This is a genomic window from Bacillus sp. JH7 (assembly GCF_001563515.1).
Classification (GTDB): Bacteria; Bacillota; Bacilli; order Bacillales; family Bacillaceae_G; genus Bacillus_A; species Bacillus_A cereus.
On the sequence record NZ_LPUS01000007.1, the window covers coordinates 2099 to 5041 of the forward strand.

A 2943-nucleotide genomic window follows, 5' to 3' on the forward strand; every position below is an offset into this window, starting at 1 on the left:
TTTTAGTTTGGTTAAGTTAGAAAGGGCGCACGGTGGATGCCTTGACACTAGGAGTCGATGAAGGACGGGACTAACGCCGATATGCTTCGGGGAGCTGTAAGTAAGCTTTGATCCGAAGATTTCCGAATGGGGAAACCCACCATACGTAATGGTATGGTATCCTTATCTGAATACATAGGGTAAGGAAGACAGACCCAGGGAACTGAAACATCTAAGTACCTGGAGGAAGAGAAAGCAAATGCGATTTCCTGAGTAGCGGCGAGCGAAACGGAACATAGCCCAAACCAAGAGGCTTGCCTCTTGGGGTTGTAGGACATTCTATACGGAGTTACAAAGGAACGAGGTAGACGAAGCGACCTGGAAAGGTCCGTCGTAGAGGGTAACAACCCCGTAGTCGAAACTTCGTTCTCTCTTGAATGTATCCTGAGTACGGCGGAACACGTGAAATTCCGTCGGAATCTGGGAGGACCATCTCCCAAGGCTAAATACTCCCTAGTGATCGATAGTGAACCAGTACCGTGAGGGAAAGGTGAAAAGCACCCCGGAAGGGGAGTGAAAGAGATCCTGAAACCGTGTGCCTACAAATAGTCAGAGCCCGTTAACGGGTGATGGCGTGCCTTTTGTAGAATGAACCGGCGAGTTACGATCCCGTGCGAGGTTAAGCTGAAGAGGCGGAGCCGCAGCGAAAGCGAGTCTGAATAGGGCGTTTAGTACGTGGTCGTAGACCCGAAACCAGGTGATCTACCCATGTCCAGGGTGAAGTTCAGGTAACACTGAATGGAGGCCCGAACCCACGCACGTTGAAAAGTGCGGGGATGAGGTGTGGGTAGCGGAGAAATTCCAATCGAACCTGGAGATAGCTGGTTCTCCCCGAAATAGCTTTAGGGCTAGCCTTAAGTGTAAGAGTCTTGGAGGTAGAGCACTGATTGGACTAGGGGTCCTCATCGGATTACCGAATTCAGTCAAACTCCGAATGCCAATGACTTATCCTTAGGAGTCAGACTGCGAGTGATAAGATCCGTAGTCAAAAGGGAAACAGCCCAGACCGCCAGCTAAGGTCCCAAAGTGTGTATTAAGTGGAAAAGGATGTGGAGTTGCTTAGACAACTAGGATGTTGGCTTAGAAGCAGCCACCATTTAAAGAGTGCGTAATAGCTCACTAGTCGAGTGACTCTGCGCCGAAAATGTACCGGGGCTAAATACACCACCGAAGCTGCGGATTGATACCAATGGTATCAGTGGTAGGGGAGCGTTCTAAGGACAGTGAAGTCAGACCGTAAGGACTGGTGGAGTGCTTAGAAGTGAGAATGCCGGTATGAGTAGCGAAAGACGGGTGAGAATCCCGTCCACCGAATGCCTAAGGTTTCCTGAGGAAGGCTCGTCCGCTCAGGGTTAGTCAGGACCTAAGCCGAGGCCGACAGGCGTAGGCGATGGACAACAGGTTGATATTCCTGTACCACCTCTTTATCGTTTGAGCAATGGAGGGACGCAGAAGGATAGAAGAAGCGTGCGATTGGTTGTGCACGTCCAAGCAGTTAGGCTGATAAGTAGGCAAATCCGCTTATCGTAAAGGCTGAGCTGTGATGGGGAAGCTCCTTATGGAGCGAAGTCTTTGATTCCCCGCTGCCAAGAAAAGCTTCTAGCGAGATAAAAGGTGCCTGTACCGCAAACCGACACAGGTAGGCGAGGAGAGAATCCTAAGGTGTGCGAGAGAACTCTGGTTAAGGAACTCGGCAAAATGACCCCGTAACTTCGGGAGAAGGGGTGCTTTCTTAACGGAAAGCCGCAGTGAATAGGCCCAAGCGACTGTTTAGCAAAAACACAGCTCTCTGCGAAGCCGTAAGGCGAAGTATAGGGGGTGACACCTGCCCGGTGCTGGAAGGTTAAGGAGAGGGGTTAGCGTAAGCGAAGCTCTGAACTGAAGCCCCAGTAAACGGCGGCCGTAACTATAACGGTCCTAAGGTAGCGAAATTCCTTGTCGGGTAAGTTCCGACCCGCACGAAAGGTGTAACGATTTGGGCACTGTCTCAACCAGAGACTCGGTGAAATTATAGTACCTGTGAAGATGCAGGTTACCCGCGACAGGACGGAAAGACCCCGTGGAGCTTTACTGTAGCCTGATATTGAATTTTGGTACAGTTTGTACAGGATAGGCGGGAGCCATTGAAACCGGAGCGCTAGCTTCGGTGGAGGCGCTGGTGGGATACCGCCCTGACTGTATTGAAATTCTAACCTACGGGTCTTATCGACCCGGGAGACAGTGTCAGGTGGGCAGTTTGACTGGGGCGGTCGCCTCCTAAAGTGTAACGGAGGCGCCCAAAGGTTCCCTCAGAATGGTTGGAAATCATTCGTAGAGTGCAAAGGCATAAGGGAGCTTGACTGCGAGACCTACAAGTCGAGCAGGGACGAAAGTCGGGCTTAGTGATCCGGTGGTTCCGCATGGAAGGGCCATCGCTCAACGGATAAAAGCTACCCCGGGGATAACAGGCTTATCTCCCCCAAGAGTCCACATCGACGGGGAGGTTTGGCACCTCGATGTCGGCTCATCGCATCCTGGGGCTGTAGTCGGTCCCAAGGGTTGGGCTGTTCGCCCATTAAAGCGGTACGCGAGCTGGGTTCAGAACGTCGTGAGACAGTTCGGTCCCTATCCGTCGTGGGCGTAGGAAATTTGAGAGGAGCTGTCCTTAGTACGAGAGGACCGGGATGGACGCACCGCTGGTGTACCAGTTGTTCTGCCAAGGGCATAGCTGGGTAGCTATGTGCGGAAGGGATAAGTGCTGAAAGCATCTAAGCATGAAGCCCCCCTCAAGATGAGATTTCCCATAGCGTAAGCTAGTAAGATCCCTGAAAGATGATCAGGTTGATAGGTTCGAGGTGGAAGCATGGTGACATGTGGAGCTGACGAATACTAATAGATCGAGGACTTAACCATATAATATGTAGC

At 51.6% G+C, this 2943-nt stretch carries 1 rRNA gene; it reads left to right on the forward strand.

Annotated features, from left to right (window positions below):
- The first annotated feature begins 9 nt into the window (after positions 1-9).
- Positions 10-2931, forward strand: a 23S ribosomal RNA gene (locus tag AU379_RS17355).
- Positions 2932-2943: the final 12 nt, after the last annotated feature.